Genomic DNA, 21,785 nt, shown 5'->3' with positions numbered 1-21,785 from the left:
CGCAGGGAAGCAATCCAGACTGCCCCCGCTGAGGGATTCTGGCCGGTGCTAACTCGCAATGACGAAGAACTACGCGTAACTCCGCATCGCGTCAGCATGGCCGCTGGCCTCGACCTCGGTGCGCGGACGCAGCCGCGTCAGGGCCAGCATCATGCCGACGCCATAGGCGAGCGACACGATCGAGGAGCCGCCGTAGGAGATGAACGGCAGCGTCATGCCCTTGGCGGGGATGAGCTGGAGGTTGACGGACATGTTGATGGCCGCCTGCACGCCGAACAGGATCGCAAGACCCGAGGCCGCAAAGCGCGAGAACATGTCTTCGTTGGCATAGGCGCGCGACAGCGTGCGGATCACGACGAAGGCGAACAGCGCCAGCATGGCGAGACACAGGATGATGCCGAACTCCTCGGCCGCGACTGCGAACACGAAGTCGGTATGGCTATCGGGCAGGCTGCGCTTGGCGATGCCCTCACCGGGTCCGAGGCCGAACCAGCCGCCGTTGTAAAAGGCCTCCATCGCGGTGTCGACCTGAAAGGTGTCGCCGGAGGCCGGATTCATGAAGCGCTTGATGCGGCCCGCGACGTGCGGAACGAAGAGATAGGCGCTGAACAGGCCGGCCGCACCGAGGCCGGCAAGGCCGAACACCCAGATCATGCGCATGCCCGCGATGAAGAACAGCGAGCCCCACACCATCAGGATCAGCATGGTCTGGCCGAAGTCCGGCTCCATCACCAGCAGCGACACCAGCATCAGGAGCAGCACCAGCGCCATCGAGGTCGCCGGCATCTCGGGCCGCTTGGTCGATTCCGCAAACAACCAGGCCGCAATGACGACGAATGAGGGCTTTGCGATCTCGGAGGCCTGGATGTTGACGCCGACGAGCGTGATCCAGCGCCGTGAGCCCTTCACCTCGGGGCCGATGGCGAGCGTCACCACGATCAGGATGATGCTGATCGCGAAGATGATCAGCGCACTTCGCCGGATCGAGCGCGGCGACATGAAGGACACCCCGATCAGCACCAGAAACGACGGCGCCAGGAACATCACGTGTCGATTGAAGAAGTGGAACGGATCGAGCCCGATGCGGGTCGCGACCGGCGGACTTGCCGCGAGCGACAGGATGACGCCGGTCAGCATCAACACCAGGATCGCGCCGAGCAGCGGCTTGTCGACGGTCCACCACCACTCGGTAAAGGGGGTGCGTTCTTCACGGGAGAGCATGGGCGGCCGCTTTCGGACAGAGGTCCGTTCATTGGTCGCCGAGGTTGGTTACCGGGAGGTTAAGGAAGCGGATGAAGTTGTGAACAGTCTCGTGCCCCGGACGCAACCCACTTGCCCCCGGCGATGCGAAGCATCGTCCGGTGCGCGTCCGGGACACGGAGGCCTATTCGTAGGTAATCGCGACATCCCCCGCGCGGGGGTCGCGCTTGTCGATCTGGTCTGCTCCGGGAATGAAACCGATCCTGACCGCCCGCTCGCTGCTCCACACGACGACGGCATCGAGATGCCCGCGCACGCTGACAAAGGTCGGCGTGCTCTCGGGCGAGAACGTCCGGCCGCGCGCCACGATGCTGGCCTGCGTACTGTCGGGCACACTCGCTCCGCACGACTTCCAGACCACGACAACCAATTTGCTGCCGCTCGGGGAGGCGAACGCACTTTGGCGAACGACGCGACACGCGCCGAATTGGTGCATGACGCCGTCGATGAGGACGACGCAGAGGAAGCCGACGGGAATAGCAAGAGCAGCGATAAGTCCGGTCCAGCGTCGCGGCGACATTCTCACACCACCGGCTTCACGCCCGGCAGCGCCTGCACCAGTTCGCGGAACTTGGTGCCGCGGATCTCGAAGTTGCGGTACTGGTCGAAGGAGGCGCAGGCGGGCGACAGCAGCACGACCGGATCGGCGAGACCTGACGCTTCCGCATCGCGCGCCGCGTGCTCGACGGCCAGATCGAGCGTCTGGCTGATCTCGTGTGCGACCGAGCCAAGCGTGCCGGAAAATTCCTGCGCGGCCTCGCCGATCAGATAGGCCTTTCGGATGCGCGGGAAGAATCCGGTGAGGCTGGTAATGCCGCCCGCCTTCGGCTTGCCGCCGGCGATCCAGAAAATGTCGGCGAAGGACGACAGCGCATGCGCGGTCGCGTCCGCATTGGTGCCCTTGGAATCGTTGACGAACAGCACGTTGCCGCGGCGGCCGACCTGCTCCATGCGATGCGCGAGACCGGGAAAGCTGCGCAGGCCATTCTGCAGTACGTCAAGGCTGATGCCCATCGCGAGCGCAGCCGCGGCGGCACACGCCGCGTTCTGGGCATTGTGCAGCCCGCGCAGCGAACCGATGCCGCCAAGCGTGGCCACCTCGCTACGAGCGCCGCCGGACGTACGAACGATGGTGCCATGCTCGACATGGAGGCCGGAGGCCAGCGGATTCCTGACGGAGACGCGCACCACAGTCTTGCCGGCGCGGTCGAGCCGGTCTGCGATGTCGCGGCAATAGCCATCGTCGACGCCGACGATCGAGGTGCCACCCGCCTGCACGCCTGCAACGAGGCGCTCCTTCACCGCAGCGTAGTGTTCGATCGTACCGTGGCGATCGATGTGGTCTTCGCTGACATTGAGCAGGATGCCGACGGAAGGATCGAGCGAGGGCGTGAGGTCGATCTGGTAGGACGACATCTCGATCACGTGGACGCGGCCCATGCGCGGCGGCTCCAGCGACAGGATCGCGGTGCCGATGTTGCCGCCCATCTGGGTGTCATAACCGGCAACCCTCGTGAGATGCGCGATCAAGGCTGTCGTGGTCGACTTGCCGTTGGTGCCGGTGATGGCGACGAAAGGCGCGTTGGGGGCATGCCGCCGGCGCTCGCGGCAGAACAGCTCGATGTCGCCGATCACCTCGACACCCGCCTCACGCGCCTTCAGCACGCTCCAGTGCGGCACCGGATGGGTCAGCGGCACGCCGGGCGCGAGCACGAGCGCAGCGAATTTCGACCAGGAGACATTGCGAAGATCGGCGGTGATGAAACCGGCCTGAGCCGTTTTGGCGACGTTCTCGGCATTGTCGTCGGCGGCGATCACTTCGGCGCCGCCAGCCTTCAGCGCGTGGCACGAGGCGAGCCCGGAGCCGCCGAGGCCTAAGACCGCGACCGTCTTGCCGGCAAAGGATGTGACCGGGATCATCGTGGACCCGTCAGCGCAGCTTCAGCGTGGAGAGGCCGGCCAGCGCCAGCATCACCGAGATGATCCAGAAGCGGATCACGATCTGCGGCTCGGTCCAGCCGAGTTGCTCGAAATGGTGATGGATCGGTGCCATCCGGAAGATCCGCTTTCCGGTCAGCTTGAACGACACCACCTGCACGATGACCGAGACCGCCTCCAGCACGAACAGGCCACCGATCACCGCGAGCACGATCTCGTGCTTCACCGCGACCGCGATCGAGCCCAGCATGCCGCCGAGTGCGAGCGAGCCGGTGTCGCCCATGAAGATCGAGGCCGGAGGCGCGTTGAACCAGAGGAAGCCGAGGCCGGCACCCAATAGCGCGCCGCAGAGTACCGCAAGCTCGCCGGTGCCCGCGACATATTTGATCTGGAGGTAATCGGCAAACACGGCGTTGCCGGCGAGATAGGCGATCATCGCAAAGCTCGCGGTCGCGATCATCACGGGCACGATGGCCAAGCCGTCGAGACCGTCGGTGAGGTTCACCGCATTGCCGGCGCCGACGATGACGAAGGCGCCGAACACGACGAAGAACCAGCCGAAATGCAACACCGTGTCCTTGAGGAAGGGAATCGTCAGCGCGGTCGACGCGGGGTCGCGGTTCAACCGCACCAGCGCGTAGCAGGCGACCAGCGCGATGAGCCCTTCGATCAGCAGCCGCAGCTTGCCGCCGAAGCCGGTCGTGGTCTGCTTGGTGACCTTGAGATAATCGTCATAGAAGCCGACAAACCCAAAGCCGAGCGTCACCGCCAGCACGATCCAGACATAGGGATTGAGCGGATTGCACCACAGCACGGTGCCGACCGTCAGGCCGGACAGGATCATCAGCCCGCCCATGGTGGGCGTGCCCTTCTTGGACAGATGCGATTGCGGACCATCTGTGCGGATGGGCTGGCCCTTGCCCTGGCGGATGCGCAGATGATCGATGATCCAGGGCCCGAACAGGAACACGAACAGCGCGCCAGTGACGATTGCGCCGCCGGTGCGGAAGGTGATGTAGCGGAAGACGTTCAGGACGGTGCGCACCGCACCGAAACCGGGAAATGTGTTGGAGATCTCGATCAGCCAGTAAAACATTCAGACGGTCCTATGGCGCCTTTCGCACGCAGGCTTGTTCGAGACGCAGATTTCGCCTCAAGCGCATTCGCTGGTCTTCATCATCGGTCGGGCGACCTCTAGGAAACCGGCCGGCTTAGCGCCGCAAAACGGCGGGATTCGGGAACAGCGCCTTCCAAGCAGTTTACGCCTTTGCCTGCAAGGCGGCCACTAGGGCCGGCACAAACTTGTTGACCCAGAACATCTTCTTGCTGCCCTTGACAACCACGACATCGCCTGCCTTCAGCAAACCGGCGACCTCACCAGGCTTCAGCGTGGCGGGATCGTCGTGCCAGCCCAGCCCCTTGCCCGCGGGAAGCGCGTCATAAAGGTGCCGCATCAGCGGGCCAACGCAATAGATACCGTCGATGCCGCCGAGATGGGCGGTGAGGCCGGCGTGGTAGCTTGGCGCGTCGTCGCCCAGTTCCAGCATATCGCCGAGCACCGCGATACGACGCCCGCCCGTCACGTTGCGCGCCTGCAGACTTTGCAGCGCGGCAGCGACGCTCGCGGGATTGCCGTTGAAGCTGTCGTCGATCACGGTGACGCCGCCGACTGCCTGCTCCACGCCACGGCCGGACATGATGCCGACGCGGTCGAGCTTGATCGCGAGCGTCGCCACGTCGAGATGCGCAGCATGGATTGAAGCGAGCGCGGCGAGCGCATTCTGCACGCGGTGCGGCGCGCCGGGCGTGAGACTGAAGGCGATCTGCTTCTTGCCGATCCCGGCCACGACCTGCCAGCTGTCGCCGTGAGGGGCGTGCGCAACCTCGTACACCTCGGCCTTCTCGCCGAAGCGCACCACCTTGCCTTTCCAGTCCGGCGCCTTGATGCCTACAGGCAGCACCAGCACGCCATCCTCGGGTAGCCCGAGCGCGATCGATACCTTCTCGCGCCTGATGGCGTCGAGCGAGCCGAGCTTTTCGAGATGCACCGGCTGGACGTTGACGACGAGCGCGACGGTCGGCCGCGTCAATTCGCTCAGGCGCGCGATCTCGCCAGCCTGGTTCATGCCCATCTCGACGACCCAGAGGCTGGCGTCAGGCCGGGCATTGCACAATGTCAGCGGCACGCCCCAGAAATTGTTGAAGCTCGAAGGGCTCGCATAGGCATTGGGATAGGCCGCCAGATATTCCTTGGTGCTGGTCTTGCCGGCGCTGCCGGTGAGCCCGATCACCGGCCCGTTGAAACGCGCGCGCGCGGCGCGGGCGAGGCCCCAGAGACCGTCGATCAGCGTGTCCTTCACGACGATCTGGGGAATGCGGATGCCCGCGATCTCGTGCGGCACGATCATCGCGACTGCGCCTGAGGCTTCCGCCCTGTCCGCGAACTCCCAGCCGTCGCGCGCGCTGGCGAAGGCCGAGATGAAGCCGCCGCTCGGCGTACCTGACAGCGCGACGAACAGGCTGCCCGGTTTCACCAGACGGCTGTCCTGGGTGACGAAGTCAATTCCCGTGTCCGGGAATGATCCGGCCGCGCCCAGCGCGCGCGCCACCCCGGCAACCGTCCATAATGGCCCGCTCATGCGACCCTCGATGCTAATGCGGCGGCGACCGCCTCGTGATCACTGAACGGCAGGACCTCGTGGCCTACGATCTGCCCGGTCTCGTGGCCCTTGCCCGCGACGAGCAGCGCATCGCCATCTTCCAGCTCCTCGATCGCGGCGCGGATCGCGGCCGCCCGATCGCCGATCTCGCGCGCGCCCTTGGCGGTGGCGAGGATCGCGGCACGGATGGCTTCCGGCTTCTCGCTGCGCGGATTGTCGTCGGTGATGATGACGCGATCGGCATTCTCCGCCGCGATCTCACCCATGATCGGCCGCTTGCCGGCATCGCGATCGCCGCCGGCGCCGAACACGACGACCAGCCTGCGCTTCGCGTAAGGACGCAGCGCCTGCAACGCCTTCGCCAGCGCATCAGGCTTGTGCGCGTAGTCGACGAAAATCGGCGCGCCGTTGCGCTCACCGACGCGCTCGAGCCGGCCCTTGGCACCTTCGAGATGTTCGAGGCTCGCAAACACATCGGCCGCATCGCTGCCGGTGCCGATCGCAAGACCGGCCGAGACCAGCGCGTTCTCGATCTGGAATTCGCCGACCAGCGGCAGCCGCACCGCGTATGTCTTGCCGCGATGTTCGAGGCCAAGCTTTTGCGAAAAGCCTTCGACCACGGCCTCGGTGAGGCGGATGCCCTCGCCTGCCCCGTCGCCGTGGCGGCCGACCGCCATCACGCGCAAGGCACGCGATTTCGCCGCGTCGCGCACTTGCGCCGAGCAATCATGATCGGCCGATATCACCGCCGCTCCGCCTGATGGCACGAGCTCGCGGAACAGCCGGAGCTTTGCGGACAGGTAGTGCGCGACGGTTGGATGATAGTCCATGTGGTCGCGCGAGAGATTGGTGAAGCCGCCGGCCACGACACGGACACCATCAAGGCGGTATTGGTCGAGCCCGTGCGACGAGGCTTCAAATGCAAGATGCGTCACGCCTTCGCGCGCGATCTCATCGAGCTGCCGATGCAGCGCGACCGGATCCGGCGTCGTCAGCGAACCGTAAACGGTGCGCTTCGGCGAGACGAGCCCGATTGTTCCGATGCTGGCCGAGGCGTGGCCCAGCCGCTCCCAGATCTGCCGCGTGAACGCGGCAACCGATGTCTTGCCGCTGGTTCCGGTCACCGCGACGATGGTTGCAGGTTGTGCGGGGAAGACTCTTGCCGCAGCCAGCGCCAGCGCGCGGCGCGGATTGGGCACGGTGACGACGGGCACCTTGCTGCCTTCAGGCGCGTGATCGCCGACCACCGCCACCGCACCGGCCGCAATGGCCGCATCGATGAAGCGCGCACCGTCGGTCTTGCTGCCTGATAGCGCGAAGAACACATCGCCGGGCTTGACCACGCGGCTATCGAGCGCAACGCCTGTGACCTCGATCGCCGCGACAGCGGGCTCGATCGCGGCATCATTGCCCAAAACATCCTGACCCAAGAGGTCGCGCAGCTTCATGATCTTCCAGTTGCCTTGCCGGAAAGCCGAATTCTGAGGGAAATCCCCGACTCAGCAGCGGCTACGGCCCTACCCCCTGTGATTACTGGGTTGTCCTGGATGCTGCAAGAATAAGGCGGTCCGCGGGCGGCAGGTCGTAGCGGGGCTCGATGCCGAGCAGCGGTCCAATACGGCTGATCACGTTGCCTGCGGTCGGAACGGCGTTCCAGCCCGACGTGATGAAGCCGTAGGTCTCCTTCAGCGGCTGCGGCTCGTCCAGCATGATCAGGAGCTGGTACTTCGGCTTGTCTGCCGGAATGATCGCCGTAAACGCAGTCAGCACCTTCTTCTTGGCATAACGGCCGTTGACCACCTTTTCTGCTGTGCCGGTCTTGCCGCCGATGTAGTAACCGGGAACATTCGCCTTCTTGGCGGTGCCGATCTCTGCGTTCAGCCGCATCAGGAACCGCATCTTGTCCGACGTCTCGGGCTTGATCACGCGCTTTGCGATCGCCCGTGCCTCCTCCTCGGAGCGCTTGAGGAAGGTCGGGGGAATCAGCAGACCGCCATTGGCGAGCGCGCTGACGCCCATCACGGCCTGCAACGGCGCCACCGCGATGCCGTGGCCGAACGCGATGGTAATGGTGTTGAGATCGCCCCAATGCCGCGGCACGATCGGCGACGCGCTCTCGGGCAATTCCGTACGCAGCCGATCCAGCTGCCCCATCTTGCGCAGGAACGCCTTGTGCGCTTCCACGCCCTGCGACAGCGCAATCCGCGCCGCACCGACGTTGGAGGAGAAGGTGAACACTTCCTTCATGTTCAGGAAGCGGCCCTTCGGCTCGTCGTCATGGATCGCGAACTTGCCGTAGTGCAGCGGCCCGCGCGCGTCCCACAGCGAATCGAGGCCGTACTTGCCGGTGTCGAGTGCCATCGCGAGCGTGAACGCCTTGAAGGTCGAGCCCATCTCGTAGACGCCTGTTGTCAGGCGGTTGATGCGGTCGGGATCGTGGGCTTCTTTCGGATTGTTCGGGTCGAAATCCGGAACCGATACCATGGCCACGATCTCGCCGGTGTTGACGTTGGTGACGAGGCCCGAGGCCGCCTTGGTGTGGAATTTTTCCTTGGCCTTGAGCAGTTCGTCGCGCAGCGCGTGCTCGACGCGCAGATCGACCGACAGCTCGATCGGCTTCTGCAACCGGTCGATGGCAAAGCCCGCGCGGTGGAGATCGGCGAGGCCCTGGTTGTCGAGCCACTTCTCCATGCCGGCGATGCCCTGGTTGTCGATGTTGACGAGGCCGATGAGGTGGGCGACCTCGTTGCCGGTCGGATAGACGCGCTTGTTCTCGCGCAGGAAGCCGATGCCGGGCAGGCCCAGCTTGTGGATGTCGAGCTGTTGCTTGGCCGTGATCTCGCGCTTCAGCCAGACGAAACCCTTGCGCGATGACAGGCGGTCGCGCACCTCGGCTTCGTCGAGATCGGGCACGGTCGCGGTCAGAAGCTCGATCGCCTCGTCCTTGTCGATGATGCGGCGGGGCTCGCCGAACATGCTGGCGGCCTTGACGTCGGTCGCCAGGATCGCACCGTTGCGGTCGACGATGTCGGGCCGCGCGGTCGCAACCACCTCCTGAGAGGCGGCGCGCCGCGCACTGTGGGCGTCGGCGCCGATCGCGAACATCACGAGGCGTCCGCCGATCATGGCGTAGACGGCGGCAAAGGCCAGCATGGCGAGGCCCACGCGCGCGCGCGCCTTCGCGGCGCGATCGACGTTACGCCCGTAAAGCAGGCTGCGGACCAGCCGCTGCCGCCAGGGTTCGGTTGGACGCCCTGCGGGTCGTCCTGCGGGTTTGGCCGGAACAGCGCTCATTGCTTGTCCTCGGGCTGCGGCACCGAGCCCGTCACGCTGTCAGGATCGCTCGCGGCTTCGATGGTATTGATCATGGACCCGATCGGATCGGGCTCGCCCGGCCGGAACATCCGCGGCGGACGGTCCGGCAGGTTCTTCAGAGAATCATATTGCGTGCCGTTGACGGGCTTGAGCGGCAGATGTCGCTCAACGAGGCCCTGCAGGCGCAAGGGCGCATCGAGCTTGGCCCATTCGGAGCGCAACTGGGCGATCGCGTCGCGCTGCTCGCGGATCTCCGCGTGCAGCCGCAGCACCTTCTCGGTGCGCGCGGTGGAGTCCATCTTGATACGGTAGACATAGGCGGCCGCGAAGATCAGCGCGCCGATGACGAGAAGGTGGATGATGCGCATCTGCTAGCCGCCCCTCATCACTTCGGAGAGTTTTGGCCAGGACGACCGCTCGTCGTCGGCATGCGCCGGCGCCGCGGTGCGCTCGGCGGCGCGCAGCTTTGCGGATCGGGCGCGAGGATTATGCGCAACCTCTTCTTCGCCGGCAATCACGGGCCGCCGCGTCAGAAGCTGGAAGCTCGGCACGCCTTGCGCCACCTCCGGCAGGTGCCGCGAACCGCCGCCGGTCTTGGAGCGCTGGCCAAGGAAATTCTTGACGATGCGGTCTTCCAGCGAATGGAACGAGACCACCACCAGGCGGCCGCCGGGTTTCAGCACGCGCTCGGCGGAAGCGAGCGCAGTTTGAAGCTCCTCGAGCTCTTCGTTGACGAAGATGCGCAAGGCCTGGAAGGTCCGTGTCGCCGGGTGAATGTCGCCGGGCTTCGAGCGCACCACCCGCCCGACCAGATCGGCGAGCGCACGCGTGGTGGTGAACGGCGCCTCCTGCCGGTCAGCCACGATGGCGCGGGCGACGCGGCGCGAATGCCGCTCTTCGCCGAAGAGATGGATGATGTCGGCGAGATCGCTTTCGGAGGCGCGCGCAACGATGTCGGCCGCGGTCGGTCCCGTCTGCCCCATGCGCATGTCGAGCGGACCGTCGAGGCGGAACGAGAAGCCGCGACCGGCCTGGTCCAGCTGCATCGAGGACACGCCGACGTCCATCACGACGCCGTCGACCGCATCGATGCCCTGCGCGGCGCAGACTTGGGCGAGATTCGAAAAACGGTCTTCGACCAGTGTCAGCCGGCCGGCCGCGCGCGCGACCAGCTCGGCGCCACCGGCAATCGCGGTGCGGTCGCGATCGATCGCGATCAGGCGGGTCCCTGATGTCTCGAGAATGGCGCGGCTGTAGCCGCCGGCCCCGAAGGTCGCATCGAGATAGATGCCGCCCGCACGCGGCGCGAGATGCGCGATCGCTTCGCGGCCAAGCACGGGAATGTGCGGTGCGTCGTTCATGCGTCGCGCCTGCCGGGTGTGCAAGAAAACGGGCAGCTCAATCTGGGGGCCAGAAAGCCCATCACGCCTCGAATAATTCCGCGTCGCGGCGGTTCCACGACCCAACCCCAATCCACCATGTACGCCGAGCCCGAGCTTCCCGGGCGGCAAACCCGCTGTTCCCAGTGGAATATGTCGGGCAACCATGGGATTCGAGCCAAAAACGCTTTGGCCGGCTCCGGACGCGGGTCGGCTCTTCATCTCTCAGTAACGGCCCTTAGCGTTAAGAAAGCGTTGATCGGTTCGTTACATCTCGAAAAGGTGCTTTCGCGGTTCCTTGGGCAGTGATGCGTCATCCACACACTGAGCCCAAAATGCACCCGGCAGCCGCATCGCGCGATTGCGCGAAGCAGACGGTAAAGGAATAGTAAAGAGAAGGGCTTGGCCCATTCTCCTGTCCGACTTGAGTCGTTTATGTCGTCCGGTTCGTCCACGCCGCCTGGAGCTGATTCGAAGCGTCAGCGCGTTCTCCCGGTTCCCAAGACCGCGGCGAGCATGCGGACATTCGAGCCGGATTCGTCGATCGTCTCCGACATCATCCCCTCGCCCAACCATGGCGAGCGCAACAAGGGCCGCCAGCCCGACATGATCGTGCTGCACTACACCGGCATGCCCGACGTCGAGGGCGCGTTGGCGCGGCTGTGCACGGCCGGCACCGAAGTGTCGGCGCATTATGTCGTGCTGGAGGACGGCCGCATCGTGCAATGCGTGCCGGAGGCGCGGCGCGCCTGGCACGCGGGCGTCTCGTCCTGGGCCGGCGAGGACGACATCAACTCCTGCTCGATCGGGATCGAGATCATCAATCGCGGTCACGATTGGGGTTATCCCGAATATCCGCTGCGCCAGATCGCCGCCGTGATCGCGCTGTGCCGCGGCATCATGCTCCGCCGCAAGATCGTGCCGCAACGGGTGCTCGGTCATTCCGACGTGGCGCCCGCGCGCAAGAAGGATCCCGGCGAGAAATTTCCCTGGCACTCCCTCGCCAATTCCGGTGTGGGTCACTGGGTGACGCCGGCGCCGGTCGTGCGCGGCGAAACCCTGATGCTCGGCACCATCAGCGACGAGGTGCTGAGCCTTCAGCAGGCGCTCGCCCGCTATGGCTATGGCGTGCCGCTGTCGGGCAAATACGACGCCTCGACCATGGAAGTCGTCACCGCCTTCCAGCGCCACTTCCGTCCCGCGCGGCTGGATGGTATTGCCGATCACTCGACGCTGTCGACCTTGCAGGCTCTGCTGGCGAGCCTGCCGGCGGACGGGACGGCTGTCGCGTCGAAGTGACGGCGGCGCCGTCATTGCGGGCGTAGCAAAGCAATCCAGACTGTCACCGCGGAGATAGTCTGGATTGCTTCGTCGCAAGAGCTCCTCGCAATGACGGAGGATGTGTCGGCTACTCCATCTCCCGCAGCCGCCGCGCATACAGCCTTCGCAACGGCTCGAGTTGGGTCGCCTCGGTCGCCGCAGCATAGGCTTCGCGCGCCTCCTGCTTCCGCTCCAGCCGTCGCAACAAATCCGCTCGCACCGCCGGCAACATTTCGTAGCCGTCGAGACCACCGCGCGCGGAGATCGCGTCGACGAGATCGAGCGCGCGCGCCGGGCCGTCGACCATCGAGATCGCGGCGGCATGGTTGAGCTCGATGACCGGCGAGGGATTGATGCGCAGCAGGACTTCGTAGAGCCCGGCGATCTGCGGCCAGTCGGTCTGCGCGTAGCTCGGCGCGCGGGCATGCAGCGCGGCAATCGCGGCCTGCACCACATAGGGCTGCGGCCGACCCGGCACGCGCAGCGCATCGTCGACGAGAGCCAGGCCTTCCTCGATCTGCGCGCGATCCCACAGCGAGCGATCCTGTTCTTCCAGCAGCACGATGTCGCCGGCCGCGGTCGCGCGCCCGGCGCGGCGCGCATCGTGCAGCAGCATCAAGGCGAGCAGGCCCTTGATCGCGGCGCGATCGGGCATCAGCCGGTCGAGCAGACGGCCGAGCCTGATCGCTTCGGCCGCGAAATCGGGCCGCATCAGATCGGTGCCCGAGGTCGCGACATAGCCTTCGGTGAAGACGAGGTAGATCACGGCGAGCACACCGTCGAGCCGCGGCGCCAGGGCGTCGCGCTCGGGCACTTGATAGGGAATGCCGGCGAGCCTGATCTTCTGCTTGGCGCGGACGAGGCGCTGCGCCATCGCGTCCTCACCGACCAGAAAGGCGCGCGCGACCTGCGCGGTGGAGAGGCCGCAGACGGTGCGCAGCGTCAGCGCGACCTGGACCTCGGCCGCAAACGACGGATGGCAGCAGGTGAAGATCAGCCGCAGCATGTCGTCGTCGAGCATCGCCGGCGGCTCGTCGGCACCTTGCTCGTTCAGCGCGAGCTCGTGCAGCAGCGCCTGCTGCTTGCCGCGAAAGGCGGCCTGGCGCCTGATACGGTCGATCGCCTTGTTGCGACCGACATTGACCAGCCACGCGCGCGGATTGTCTGGCCGCTCACCTGACGACCAGCGCTCCAGCGCGACAGCAAATGCATCCTGAAGCGCATCCTCGGCCAAGTCGAAATCCCCGACGAGGCGGATCAGGGTGGCCAGCGCCCGCCCCGCCTCGTCGCGGAAGACCTTGTCGATGTCGGTGGCGGCGATCACTTGTAGATCATGACCGGCCGCACCTCGATCGATCCTCGCTTGGCCTCGGGAACGCGGGCCGCGATCGCAATGGCCTCGTCGATGTCCTTGGCTTCGATCAGATAGTAGCCGCCGAGCTGCTCGCGCGTTTCCGCGAACGGGCCGTCGGTCGTCATGGTCTTGCCGTCGCGCACGCGCACCGTGGTCGCGGTCGTCGTGGGCTGCAGCCCGTCGCCCGCTTTGAAATGGCCGCTCTGGATGATCGACTGCGTGTAGGCGCCGTATTCGCCCGCCAGCTTCTGACGGTCGGCGGCCGTCATGTCGGTGAGATAGCTTTCGTTCCGGTAGATCAGCAGCAGGTACTGCATCGCTTAACTCCTGTTGTTCGGCTGGATCGCCGACATCTGTCGAATGGGGCCGACGCCAAACGACATCATCGCGAAACTATTTTTCCGATCATTGGTAGATCATGACCGGCCGCACTTCGATCGAGCCGTGCCTGGCGCCGGGAATCCGCGCGGCGAGTTCAATCGCGGCATCGAGATCCCTGGCTTCGACGAGATAGTAGCCACCGAGCTGTTCGCGGGTCTCCGCGAAGGGACCATCGGTGGTCATGGTCTTGCCGTCGCGAACGCGGACGGTGGTGGCGGTGGAGGTCGGCTGCAGCCCGTCGCCGGCCTTGAAATGTCCGCTCTGGACGATCGACTGGGTGTAGGTGGAATACTCCGCCAGCAGCTTCTCGTAATCCGCGGGTGCCATCTGGCTCTGTTGTGCTTCGTTCCGATAAATCAGCAGCAGATACTGCATCGCTTCTCTCCTGTTGTTCGGCTGGATTGCCGGCATCCAGTCGAACGGGGTCCGCGCCCAACGACATCTTCAGGATAAATTATTTACGCGGCGGCGTGCGCGACGATCTCTGCTTGACGAAAACGTCACAAATGCCCATTGCGTTGTCAGTCAGTCGGCCGGACGGCCGCTCCGGCAAGTGCCGAAAGGCCGCCGGGGAGGAAAGTCCGGGCTCCCTTGACATGCGGTGCCGGATAACATCCGGCGGGGGCGACCCCAGGGAAAGTGCCACAGAGAACGAACCGCTCCCTCCTCGGAGGAAGTAAGGGTGAAAAGGTGCGGTAAGAGCGCACCGCGGGTCCGGCAACGGAGCCGGCATGGTAAACCCCACCGGGAGCAAAACCGAATAGGGACGGCGTAGCGGGCAGTTCGCGAAAGCGATAACGCCGCGGGGCGATGTCAGGCCCGCCGTCCGGGTAGGTTGCTCGAGGCCATGTGCAAACATGGTCCCAGAGGAATGGCCGTCACGTATCGTCTGCGCAAGCGGGCGGTGCCCTACAGAACCCGGCTTACAGGCCGGCTGATATCTTACAGGGAGGGGTTCGATGCCGACGCATCGGACCCCTCACCAATTTCACCACTGTCATTCCGGCGGGTACGAAGCACGAGCCCGGAATCCCTCGTGGGACAGAGACGGTGGATGAATGGATTCCGGGCTCTCGCCTCGCGAGCCCCGGAATGACGGCTGTGAGTTAGGCCGCGATCTCGTTCAGGACACTCATCAGTGCCTCCGGCGCCGTCACATTCGGTGCATGGCTGGCGTCGAGCTCGAAATAGCGCCAGCCATCTTCGCTCCTCGCGCGCCTTGCGAATTGCCCGAACACATCGCCCGGCGGAATGCGCCTGCAATAGATATAGCTGCGCGGCATTGCGGGTTCGCCGGACCCGAGCTTCAGCTTGGTTTCGAAGCATTTGAGCGGCATGTTGATGCGGCGCGCGTTGAGCCAGTCGAGATCGGCCTGCGGTGTATCCGGCGGCGGCGGATTGGGCGGGATGCGGTAGCCGTCGCCGGCGGCAGCCGCCTTGCGCATCGGCTCGCGACCGCCTTCGTTGAGATCGAACAGCGACTGGCCATCGCGCGGCACGAAGGCGTCGAGATAGATCAATTGCGTGATGCGGTCGCGCGCACGATCGGCAACGCCGGTTGCGACCATGCCGCCATAGCTGTGACCAAGCAGCACGATGTCGCTGAGGTCCTCAAATTTGATGACGTTGAGGATGTCCTGGATATGCGTCTCGAGATCGACAGCGGCGCTGGCGAGATGTGACCGCTCGCCGAGCCCTGTATAGGTCGGCGCGATCAGGCGGTGGCCGGCGTGCGCCATCAGCGGATGCATTTTCCGCCACGACCAGCCGCCGGACCACGCGCCATGACAGAGCAGGAAGGTTCTCGCGCGTGCGGCCATGAGCGTTTCCATCTTTCTTGTTTGATGCGATGGAGTGTAGCGGGCAGCTCCGCGATGTAAACGACGCGACGCGCCTCAGGCCGCGCGCGACGCCTTCACCAGCACGGGCGCAAGCTGACCGGCTTCCCGGCGCAATTTGCTCGCCTCGAAGCCGTGCATGCCGATCTGCCATTGCAGGCCGACGATCGCACCCTTGGTCGGTTGCAGCAGCGCCAGCGAAGCAAACAGCGTCACCGGCAGCCATACCGCGAGTTGCAGCCACACCGGCGGCGCATAAGCGGTCTCGACCGCGAGGATCGCCGGCACCACGAGGTGGCCGACCACGACCATGACGAGATAGGCCGGGAAATCATCGGCGCGCTGGTGGAACAGCTCCTCGCCGCAATGATCGCAGGCGTCGGCCACCTTCAGGAAACGGCCGAACAGATGTCCTTGGCCGCAGTTCGGGCACTTGCCCCGAAAGCCGTGCCACATCGCCTTTGCCAGAGAAATTGAACCGGTCGCCATGATGGCACCCCTTCCGTTGTGCTGATCCATACAATAGTATATTGCATCCATACATTCAAAGGATATGGGGCTTAATTGCATGGATTGGACCCCTACAATCTCGGAGCTGCCTGGCCCGCGCTATCAGCGCATCGTGGCGGCCATGGAGGCGGACATCGCCGCGGGCCGGCTGATGCGGGGACAGCAATTGCCGACCCAGCGCGCGCTCGCCAAGGCGCTCGGCGTCGACCTGACCACGGTGACCCGCGCCTACACCGAAGCGCGGCGCCGCGGCATCATGGAGGCCCGCGTCGGCCAGGGCTCCTTCGTGTCGGAGACCAGCGCGCGCCGGGCAATCGACCTGCCGCATCCGGTCGCGATCGACCTCTCCATGAACGTGCCGCCGCACCCGCTCGAAGCGCGGCTCGACGAGCGCATCATCACTGGCTTCGAGGCCATTCGCGCGCAATCGGGCCTGACTGCATTCCTGAATTACCAGCCGCCCGGCGGCAGCGCGCATGAGCGCGAGGTCGCGGTGCGCTGGATGCGTACCCGCGTTCCGCACGCCCACGCCGACAAGCTCGTGATCTTTCCCGGCGCGCAGACGATCCTTTTCAACCTGCTTGCCTGTCTCGCACGTCCCGGCGATGTCGTGCTGACGGAGGCCCTCACCTTCCCCGGCATCAAGGCGGCCGCGGCGCAGCTTGGCGTCAAGCTCGTCAGTGTCGCCATGGATGACGGCGGCATCCTGCCCGACGCGCTGGCGAAGGCTTGCCGCACCCACAAGCCGAAGGCCGTCTATCTCATCCCGACGCTGCATAATCCGACCACGGCGACGCTTGCCCCGGATCGCCGCAACGCAATCGCAAAAATCATCCGCGATGCCGATGTCGTTCTGATCGAGGACGATGCCTACGGGCTGCTCGACCGATCGGCCTCACCGATCGCCAACCTCATCCCGGAGCGGACATATCTCGCCACCACGCTGTCAAAATGCATCGCGCCGGCACTGCGCGTCGCCTATCTGCTGACGCCCGACAGCGGCGCGCAGCTGCTGATGCGCGGCTATCTGCAAGCCACCGTGCAGATGCCGGCACCGCTGATGGTCGCGCTGGTGACGCACTGGCTCGAGAGCGGCGTCGCCGACCACATCATCACCGCCATCCGCAACGAGGCCGTCGGCCGCCAACAATTGGCTCAGCGCGCATTGAAGGAGTTTCGGTTCCGGGCGAATCCCGCCGCGCATCATTTATGGCTGCACTTGCCGGAAGGGCGGCACGACGTCCCCGCGCATCTCTTGCGCAACGGGCTCGCGATCGTTGGCGGCGACGCCTTCACCGTCGAGGGAACATCGCCGCATGCGGCGCGCGTCTCACTCGGCGCGGCGCGCAACAGATCGGAATTGAGCGAGGCCCTGCGCATCCTCGTCGGCGCCTTGCACAAGCCCGCTGACACCAGGCAGATCGTGTAGCAAATGTTGATTGATGCTGACGGCCGTGCCTTTGTGCTATGGGCCATGAGGCCGCTCGCGGCCCAGCGCAACGCAGGGACTCATTGGTGGAAACGCTCACTTACGCACTGATCCTGTTCGGCGCACTGGCCGGCGGCTTCGTCTCGGGGCTGGCGGGATTCGGCACGGCGCTGATGGCGCTCGGCATCTGGCTCTACGTGTTGCCACCCTCGCTCGCGGTGCCGCTGGTGCTGATCTGCTCGGTGATTGCGCAGACCTCGACATTGCCCGCGATGTGGAAGAGCTTCGACCTGTCGCTGGTGTGGCCGTTCCTGATTGGCGGGCTGATCGGCGTGCCGCTCGGGACCAAGCTGGTCGCCTCCGCCGATCCAAAGGTGTTCAAGCTCAGCGTCGGCGTGCTGCTGCTGATCTTTTCGAGTGCGCTGTACCTCAACAAGAGGCAGTTTTCTGTCACCTTCGGCGGTCGCATCGCCGACGGTGCGATCGGCTTTGCCGGCGGCATTTTGGGCGGGCTGGCCGGACTGTCCGGGCCGCTGCCGATCCTGTGGGCCAACATTCGCGGCTGGAACAAGCACGAGCGGCGCGGCATCTTCCAGCTGTTCAATTTCACGGTGCTTGCGACCGCGCTGGTGCTGCAGACGGCATCAGGCCTGGTCGCATTCAAGGTGGTCTGGCTCGCGATGGTCGCATTCCCGGGCACGCTGATCGGCGCATGGGTCGGCGCGCGCGTCTATCACGCGCTGAGCGACAAGCATTTCGGCGACGTCGTGCTCGGCCTGCTGTTCCTGTCGGGCGCCACCCTGGTCTGGAACAGCATCAGCGCGCTCTAGTCTTCCTTTTCCACTGCGCGGCAGACCAGCCGGAGCCGTGGATGGGGGACCAGGCAAGTGAGCCTCGCTACGCCGGCTCGCGCAGCGGCGGCGCAACGGGTTCAGGATCCGGCGCCTGCGTAACCTTCTGCCGTGTTGGCAATGCAAGACGCTTCCTGAATTCGCGCAGCAACAGCGACACGCTCAGGGTGGCCTGCAGCGCGTTGGTCGCGATCGACAAGTACCAGACGTGCTCCATCCGGAAGCCCGGCAAAGTCGAGAGCCAGACCGATGGCAGGGAATAGGTGAGGACCCGCATTGCCGAGGTCCACAACACCGGCTTGGTGTTCCCAAGCCCCTGGAACATGCTGGAGCAGACAAAGATCAGCCCCTGCGCCATCATGTTGAACGAGACGATGCGCAGAAAAAGCGACGCAACCGCCGTCGTCTCCGGATCGCTGGAGAACCCTGCAAGCAGCAGACGGGGCGCGAGCTGCGCGAGGATCAGAAAAGCCAGCATCACGGTGGTCGCCATGAACGACGCCTTGACAAAGGTTTCGCGCACGCGCGCGCCATTGCCGGCGCCGAAATTCTGGCCGGCGATGGGGCCTGCAGCGAGCGCGATGGCGAGCGCCGGCATCTGAATCAGGCCGAGCAGCCGCGTCCCGATGCCAAACCCTGCCTGCGCCGCCGAGCCAAACACGCTCAGCACGTAATAGCCCACCGCCATGACGATAAAGACCATCGCGAACTCGCCGCCGGCGGGCAGGCCAACATTGAGGATCCGCCTCCATTGCCGAAGCTGCGGCCGCCACTGCACGGGATGAAACGCGACATAGCGCTCCGATCTCATGAAATACGCGAGCAACATCAGAACGCCGAGCGCCACAGCAATCGAGCTCGCCAGCCCTGCTCCGGCGACCCCGAGCGCGTAGCCGGTGCCCCAGCCCGAGATGAGCACCGGCGCCAGCGCGATGTTGATGACGACCGCAAGGACCCGCACCAACATGGCGGGACGTACGATGCCTGTCGCACGCAGCGCCGACGCAATCACCTGCATGACGAATTCCAGTGCCAGATCCGGCATGAACCACAACAGATACGTGGTCCCCGCGTCGATGGTGGCTTGATCGGCCGCAACCGAGCGCATGTAGAGGGGTGAAAGGCCGGCTCCCGCGGCCAGGGTCAACAGCCCGAAGATCACCGACAGCGCGACCGCCTGGTTGAACACCAGATTGGCGTCGTCGCGATCCTTGCGTCCTACGGCATGCGCGATCAGTGCCACCGCGCCGACACCGAGCACTTGCAGCAGCGCGTTGACGAGAAATCCGGCATTGCCCGCCGCGGCGACACCCGCAACGGCAGCATCGCCCAGGCCCGAGACGAAATACAGGTCGACCAACTGGCAGATCATGATCGAGATCATGCCCGCTACGATCGGTGGCGCCATGCTCAGGATGTGGCTCACGATCGAGCCGCGCGTCAGGTCTTTCATCTCATTCCACCTTTGGCGACCTGACGGCAGGACTTCCGCCCTGCCGCCCCGCACGTCATTCCGCTGCTGCGATATGCCCGAGCTCCACCACCTGGCGCTCGAACAGGCTGCGATAGATGCCGCCGGGCTTGCCCGCGAGCACGGCGTGCGTGCCCTGCTCGACGATCTCGCCATGGTCGAACACCAGGATGCGATCGAGGCTCTTCACCGTCGACAGCCGGTGCGCGATCACGATCGACGTGCGGCCCTTCATCAGCCGCTCCATCGCCTGCTGGATCAGCGCTTCCGATTCCGAATCGAGGCTCGACGTCGCCTCGTCCAGGATCAGCACCGGCGCATCCGCCAGGAAGGCACGCGCCAGCGCCACGCGCTGCCGTTCGCCACCCGACAGTTTCACCCCGCGCTCGCCGACCAGCGTGCCGTAGCCCTTCGGCAGGCGCAGGATGAAATCGTGCGCATTGGCAAGCCGCGCCGCCTGCTCGATCGCCTCCAGGCTGGCACCGGGCCGGCCATAGGCGATGTTCTCGGCAAGCGAGCGGTGAAACAGGATCGGCTCCTGCTGCACGATGGCGATCTGGCTGCGCAGCGATTGCTGCGTCGCCCGCGCGATGTCCTGCCCGTCGATCAGCACGCGACCACCGCTGACGTCGTGGAGCCGCTGCACCAGCTTGACGAAGGTCGTCTTGCCGGAGCCGGAGCGGCCGACGAGACCGACACGTTCGCCGGCGCGGATCCTGACCGACAACCCGTCATACAGCGGCGCGCGATGGCCGCCATAATGGAACGTGACGTCGTCGAACCTGATCTCGCCGCCCTCGATCGCGATCGGTCGTGCATCAGCGGCATCGGCAATCCCGATCGGCTCATCATGGATCGCCACCAATTCCTCCATGTCGTTGACCGAACGCTGGAGGTTGTTGATGTGCATGCCGACGTCCCGCAGGTAAGCGTGGATCACGTAATAGCTCGTCAGCACATAGGTGACGTCGCCGGGCGAGGCACGCCCGGACATCCACAACAGCACCGATCCGCCGATCACGGATCCGCGCAGGCAGAGCAGCAGCGAGAGCTGCGCGATGGCGGTGTAGTTGTAGCGAAACCAGGTCCGCCTCACCCGCACGCGCCAGCGCTTGATGACGCGGGCAAGCCGCGCGTCTTCGCGCGCTTCGGCGCCGAACGATTTCACCACCGCGTTGCAGGTCAGCGCATCCGCCAGCGTGCCGCCGACCTTGGTGTCCCAGGCATTGGAGACACGCGCGGAAGGCGCGATGTAGCGCGTCGAGAACAGCACCGTCATCGTGACATAGATCGCCGCGCCGAGCGCGATCACCGCGCCGAGCGAGACCCAGTGCACGCCGAGCAGGATCATCGAGCCGATCAGCACGACCAGCGACGGCATCAGCGCCAGCAGGATGGTATCGTTCAGGAGGTCGAGCGCCCACATGCCGCGCGTGATCTTGCGCACGGTCGAGCCCGCGAAGGAGTTGGCGTGCCAGTCGGTCGAGAAGCGCTGCACGCGCAGGAAGGCGTCGTGCGCGACATCGGACATGATCTTCAGCGTGAACGGCACGATCAGCTGCAGGCCGCTCAGACGCAACACCATCGAGGCCGTCCCCAGCACCACGATGCCGCCCAACGCCACCAGCGCGGCGTGGCGCGCGGCGGCATCCGACGGGCCGCGCGTCAGCGCATCGATCAGGTGCCCCGAGAACACCGGCATGAACAGATCGGCTGCGGTCGCACCCAACAGGCCGACGGCGATGGCGAGCGCGCGCCCCGGCTGCTTGAGCCAGTGCCGGAACACGAAGGGCAGCACCACGCGGATCGCCGCGGGCTTTTTTGACGATGCGGTCATGGCGTCATCCGGCCGCTTCGGCGCGGACCGGCTCCATCGATGGACGCAGGCCGGCCGCGAAGGCCGAGACGGCGTCACTCAAAACTGAGTTTGACTAGGGAAGCGAGGCGATCGGGGCCTCTGGGCTAAACCCCGGCCCGATCGAAGCTGGCGGAAGTGGCCTCTAGGCCGAAAAATTACCGAGCCAGACCATCATCGAGCGCGGAAACGCGATCTGCGAATGCGACGAAATCATGCAAATC

Annotated in this window: 19 protein-coding genes and 1 other RNA gene; 4 read left to right on the top strand and 16 right to left on the bottom strand. The window is 65.3% G+C overall.

Features of this window, described 5'->3' with window-relative positions:
• Positions 1 to 69 precede the first annotated feature (69 nt).
• The 9 genes from ftsW to rsmH form a co-directional block, all read right to left on the bottom strand.
• On the bottom strand, positions 70 to 1,221 hold the full coding sequence (ftsW, locus tag ACVWZ4_RS20495) for a putative lipid II flippase FtsW (protein WP_456741052.1): 1,152 nt from the start codon (positions 1,219 to 1,221) through the stop codon (positions 70 to 72).
• Positions 1,222 to 1,384: 163 nt separating this feature from the next.
• Complete coding sequence (locus tag ACVWZ4_RS20490; protein WP_456741051.1) at positions 1,385 to 1,594, bottom strand: hypothetical protein; 210 nt, start codon at positions 1,592 to 1,594, stop codon at positions 1,385 to 1,387.
• A 188-nt stretch (positions 1,595 to 1,782) separates the two neighbouring features.
• Positions 1,783 to 3,180 (bottom strand): UDP-N-acetylmuramoyl-L-alanine--D-glutamate ligase, encoded by a 1,398-nt coding sequence (murD, locus tag ACVWZ4_RS20485; RefSeq protein WP_456699047.1) that lies wholly within the window; start codon positions 3,178 to 3,180, stop codon positions 1,783 to 1,785.
• A gap of 10 nt (positions 3,181 to 3,190) precedes the next feature.
• Positions 3,191 to 4,294: a phospho-N-acetylmuramoyl-pentapeptide-transferase gene (mraY, locus tag ACVWZ4_RS20480; RefSeq protein ID WP_456699048.1), complete on the bottom strand. Its 1,104-nt coding sequence runs from the start codon at positions 4,292 to 4,294 to the stop codon at positions 3,191 to 3,193.
• 163 nt (positions 4,295 to 4,457) lie between these two features.
• Positions 4,458 to 5,837: a UDP-N-acetylmuramoyl-tripeptide--D-alanyl-D-alanine ligase gene (locus ACVWZ4_RS20475; protein ID WP_456741050.1), complete on the bottom strand. Its 1,380-nt coding sequence runs from the start codon at positions 5,835 to 5,837 to the stop codon at positions 4,458 to 4,460.
• On the bottom strand, positions 5,834 to 7,306 hold the full coding sequence (locus ACVWZ4_RS20470) for a UDP-N-acetylmuramoyl-L-alanyl-D-glutamate--2,6-diaminopimelate ligase (RefSeq protein ID WP_456741049.1): 1,473 nt from the start codon (positions 7,304 to 7,306) through the stop codon (positions 5,834 to 5,836). Before ACVWZ4_RS20470 ends, ACVWZ4_RS20475 begins: the two co-directional genes overlap by 4 nt.
• 82 nt (positions 7,307 to 7,388) lie before the next feature.
• On the bottom strand, positions 7,389 to 9,152 hold the full coding sequence (locus ACVWZ4_RS20465) for a peptidoglycan D,D-transpeptidase FtsI family protein (RefSeq protein ID WP_456736016.1): 1,764 nt from the start codon (positions 9,150 to 9,152) through the stop codon (positions 7,389 to 7,391).
• Entirely contained in the window at positions 9,149 to 9,541 is a 393-nt protein-coding gene (gene ftsL, locus ACVWZ4_RS20460) for a cell division protein FtsL (protein WP_456699052.1), read from the bottom strand. Before ftsL ends, ACVWZ4_RS20465 begins: the two co-directional genes overlap by 4 nt.
• A gap of 3 nt (positions 9,542 to 9,544) precedes the next feature.
• Positions 9,545 to 10,534, bottom strand: coding sequence for a 16S rRNA (cytosine(1402)-N(4))-methyltransferase RsmH (rsmH, locus tag ACVWZ4_RS20455; protein ID WP_456741048.1), 990 nt, complete (start codon positions 10,532 to 10,534; stop codon positions 9,545 to 9,547).
• Positions 10,535 to 11,068: 534 nt separating this feature from the next.
• On the opposite strand from rsmH, the gene ACVWZ4_RS20450 reads away from it, so the two are divergent.
• Positions 11,069 to 11,851, top strand: coding sequence for an N-acetylmuramoyl-L-alanine amidase (locus tag ACVWZ4_RS20450; RefSeq protein ID WP_456699054.1), 783 nt, complete (start codon positions 11,069 to 11,071; stop codon positions 11,849 to 11,851).
• Positions 11,852 to 11,960: 109 nt separating this feature from the next.
• Here the strand turns inward: ACVWZ4_RS20450 and ACVWZ4_RS20445 are convergent, their stop codons facing one another.
• The 3 genes from ACVWZ4_RS20445 to ACVWZ4_RS20435 form a co-directional block, all read right to left on the bottom strand.
• Complete coding sequence (locus ACVWZ4_RS20445; RefSeq protein ID WP_456705055.1) at positions 11,961 to 13,193, bottom strand: RNA polymerase sigma factor; 1,233 nt, start codon at positions 13,191 to 13,193, stop codon at positions 11,961 to 11,963.
• Complete coding sequence (locus ACVWZ4_RS20440; protein WP_456736018.1) at positions 13,193 to 13,543, bottom strand: YciI family protein; 351 nt, start codon at positions 13,541 to 13,543, stop codon at positions 13,193 to 13,195. Before ACVWZ4_RS20440 ends, ACVWZ4_RS20445 begins: the two co-directional genes overlap by 1 nt.
• Positions 13,544 to 13,631: 88 nt before the next feature.
• Complete coding sequence (locus ACVWZ4_RS20435) at positions 13,632 to 13,982, bottom strand: YciI family protein (protein ID WP_456699056.1); 351 nt, start codon at positions 13,980 to 13,982, stop codon at positions 13,632 to 13,634.
• A gap of 150 nt (positions 13,983 to 14,132) precedes the next feature.
• Here ACVWZ4_RS20435 and rnpB point away from each other — a divergent pair.
• Positions 14,133 to 14,549: RNase P RNA component class A (gene rnpB, locus ACVWZ4_RS20430), an RNA gene on the top strand.
• A 164-nt stretch (positions 14,550 to 14,713) separates the two neighbouring features.
• Here the strand turns inward: rnpB and ACVWZ4_RS20425 are convergent.
• A complete protein-coding gene (locus ACVWZ4_RS20425; protein ID WP_456741047.1) occupies positions 14,714 to 15,427 on the bottom strand; it encodes an alpha/beta fold hydrolase in 714 nt (237 codons plus the stop codon).
• Between the two features lie 75 nt (positions 15,428 to 15,502).
• Positions 15,503 to 15,964, bottom strand: a complete 462-nt coding sequence (locus tag ACVWZ4_RS20420) for a DUF983 domain-containing protein (protein ID WP_456699058.1) — start codon at positions 15,962 to 15,964, stop codon at positions 15,503 to 15,505.
• A 49-nt stretch (positions 15,965 to 16,013) separates the two neighbouring features.
• Here ACVWZ4_RS20420 and ACVWZ4_RS20415 point away from each other — a divergent pair, with 49 nt between their 5' ends.
• Positions 16,014 to 17,384, top strand: a complete 1,371-nt coding sequence (locus ACVWZ4_RS20415; RefSeq protein ID WP_456741046.1) for an aminotransferase-like domain-containing protein — start codon at positions 16,014 to 16,016, stop codon at positions 17,382 to 17,384.
• Positions 17,385 to 17,470: 86 nt separating this feature from the next.
• Positions 17,471 to 18,214 carry a sulfite exporter TauE/SafE family protein gene (locus ACVWZ4_RS20410; RefSeq protein WP_456699060.1) on the top strand — a complete coding sequence of 248 codons (744 nt, stop codon included), beginning with the start codon at positions 17,471 to 17,473 and terminating at the stop codon, positions 18,212 to 18,214.
• A gap of 67 nt (positions 18,215 to 18,281) precedes the next feature.
• Here ACVWZ4_RS20410 and ACVWZ4_RS20405 read toward each other — a convergent pair whose 3' ends face one another.
• Together ACVWZ4_RS20405 and ACVWZ4_RS20400 are read right to left on the bottom strand one after the other, a co-directional pair.
• Positions 18,282 to 19,688: an MATE family efflux transporter gene (locus ACVWZ4_RS20405; protein WP_456699061.1), complete on the bottom strand. Its 1,407-nt coding sequence runs from the start codon at positions 19,686 to 19,688 to the stop codon at positions 18,282 to 18,284.
• 55 nt (positions 19,689 to 19,743) lie between these two features.
• Positions 19,744 to 21,543, bottom strand: a complete 1,800-nt coding sequence (locus tag ACVWZ4_RS20400; RefSeq protein WP_456741045.1) for an ABC transporter ATP-binding protein — start codon at positions 21,541 to 21,543, stop codon at positions 19,744 to 19,746.
• Between the last annotated feature and the right edge of the window lie 242 nt (positions 21,544 to 21,785).

Source organism: Bradyrhizobium sp. USDA 4472, assembly GCF_054058595.1.
This window is presented reverse-complemented; position numbering and strand designations above follow the sequence as displayed.